Raw genomic sequence first — 2,534 nt, forward strand, 5'->3', positions numbered from 1 at the left:
TTTGAAAACACGATAATCCTTGTAGATTTGTGGAAGGTACACGGTCAACGAACCTGAAGCAGGCTAAAAATTATCTTCTTTGTTTTTAAAACGATTCTTTTCAAATTAGACGGTATTTTTAACCATAAAGGCCGTCTGAAACCATTTGTCCCTTATTCGAAGGAAACATCATGAGTGAGACCCAAGAGCTGACTTTCGCCAAACGCTTGAAAGAGCAAACCACGACAACGCACGACAGCGTTGATAACTTGGTTATGTCCGTTCAACCTTTTTCCAGCAAAGAAAACTACATCAAATTCTTGAAACTTCAATCTGTTTTCCACAAGGCTGTCGATCATATCTATAAAGATGCCGAATTGAATAAAGCCATTCCCGAACTTGAATACATGGCGCGTTACGATGCCGTGACTCAAGACTTGAAAGACTTGGGCGAAGAGCCTTACAAATTTGACAAAGAATTGCCACACGAAACCGGCAATAAAGCCATCGGCTGGCTGTATTGCGCCGAAGGTTCTAATTTGGGCGCAGCATTCTTGTTCAAACACGCTCAAAAACTTGAATACAACGGCGAATTCGGCGCACGCCACCTGGCTCCGCATCCAAACGGCCGCGGCAAACACTGGCGCGCTTTTGTCGAGCATCTGAACGCTTTGAACTTGACTCCTGAAGCCGAGGCGGAAGCCATTCAAGGTGCGCGCGAAGCATTTGCTTTCTATAAAGTGATTTTGCGCGAAACCTTCGGTTTGCCGGAAGGTGCAGAAGCGCCTGAAGGTATGACACCGCACAGACTCTAAAAAATAATTAAATCAAACAGACAAGGTCTCGGCGTAGATGTTTGCAGGGGCCTTTAATTACACTACAAAGTTTTGTTTGAACGGGTTGCTGTCTTATACCTACTCAGATTTGATTCTCCTTTAAAAATTCCATTCACCACCTAATGACCATTGATGAATATTACGCATTGCATATGGTGCATTGCTACGGATGTGACTATAACTATAATTCAAAGTAGGGGTAATGCCTTTATAAGATAATTTGTTGTGGCTAAGGTTGATAGAGAGGGAACGCTCTCGGTTGCGTTGTGGCTCGGTACCGAATGCCATAATGCCTTTATAGCGACGGTTGGCAAATGAAGCGGTAAGTCTGCTGTTAAGCCCGCCTAAAACCTGCCATTGCTGTATCCAACCTATATTGAAACCGTTGCGGTGGTAGGCCGCATTGTTGACAGTATTACGTATGTTTTTGTTTTCAGGAACAAAGCGGTTGTATTGCCAACCGCCGAACAGGGTCGTACTGCCGAAACGGCGCGCTAGGGAAAGATAAGTACTGTCGTGCCAACCATCGTTGCGCAGTGCACGATCAGTTTCCCGATAGTTTTGGCGGTAGCGCTCCAGTGAGTAATAAAGTTGTGTTGCGTTACCGAGATTGACCATATGCGAAAGCTGTACGCCAACCCCGTGTGCCAGCATATACGGCGCGGCGCGACGGTTATTTTCTTTTTTGCTGTCAAACTCGTTGCTGCCTGCCAACTGTGCCTGATAAAACGGTAAAACGCTGATGGTTTGTTTGCCATCCTTGCGCTGCCATCCCAAATAAGCCCTGCCGAACGCATCGTCGTAAGCCGATTGACGGTCGAAAAAATAGCTTGTGCCGCTGAGGTTGGTACGGAATTTGATGGCGTGATGCCCATACAATGGGGTGAGTTTTTCGGTGTTCAATTCGTAATTCAAGCCGTTGGCACTGACAGGTAAGGTAACACTGCATGCGGTTTGCCCCCTTGTTTCGATGCAATAACGCGGAGCAGCGTTGTTGGCATTATCGTTATGCACGGGGCTGATTCCGCCAGACCATTTCCATTCTGTCTGCCGTTTGACGGCTTCTTGAAAACGTTTGACATTTTCCAAAACGGGGGTAGGTATATCGCGTTGCGCGGCATGACGAAAATGCATCGTTGCCTCACCCAAACGATGGTCCTGAAACTCTGCAGCTGCCAAATCCAACAATATGCGGTCGTCTGAAACGTCAGATTCATAAAGAGTCCGATAACGTTCGACCGCTTCGGAAGTCCGTCCTTTCAACTTTGCCAGCAAAGCATCCGCACGCGCAATCAGTTTGGGATTGTGGTTGGGCTGTTTGCGGTAAAGGGCAACAAGCGAGGAAACCAGATCTGCGCTATTGCCGTTAAGTGCTTGAACTAACGCGTCCTCAAGAATATGCGGGTTTGACGCTAAAAAATCATCGTTAATCAGAGTCGGTCTGCCTATATTCTCATTCTTTTCAGACGACCTTTCTTCCTCAGATAAAATATCTAACCATTGTTTCTGTTGTACTTGTACAGCAGTATTCTGAGAAGAAATATTCTGCCGAACACCCTCTTCGGGAAATTCAGCAAAGACTGCTGACGGCAATAGGTAGCACAAAGAAGCTGAGACAATTTTTTGTTTTATTTTTAGCATTTAAAGTCATCCGAAATATATGTATATATTGCAGGGCAAACCGTTTCTAATAAGGCATTTGCTCTTATCATAAAACTG

The 2,534-nt window shown here is 45.6% G+C and carries 2 protein-coding genes; one reads left to right on the forward strand and one right to left on the reverse strand.

The features are described 5' to 3' along the window. Positions 1 to 170 precede the first annotated feature (170 nt). Positions 171 to 794, forward strand: coding sequence for a biliverdin-producing heme oxygenase (locus tag ACTHUT_RS17825; RefSeq protein WP_070630747.1), 624 nt, complete (start codon positions 171 to 173; stop codon positions 792 to 794). A gap of 120 nt (positions 795 to 914) precedes the next feature. Here the strand turns inward: ACTHUT_RS17825 and ACTHUT_RS17830 are convergent, their stop codons facing one another. Next, entirely contained in the window at positions 915 to 2,456 is a 1,542-nt protein-coding gene (locus ACTHUT_RS17830) for a surface lipoprotein assembly modifier (protein WP_250601162.1), read from the reverse strand. Positions 2,457 to 2,534 lie beyond the last annotated feature (78 nt).

Source organism: Neisseria sp. P0022.S010 (genome assembly GCF_051956635.1).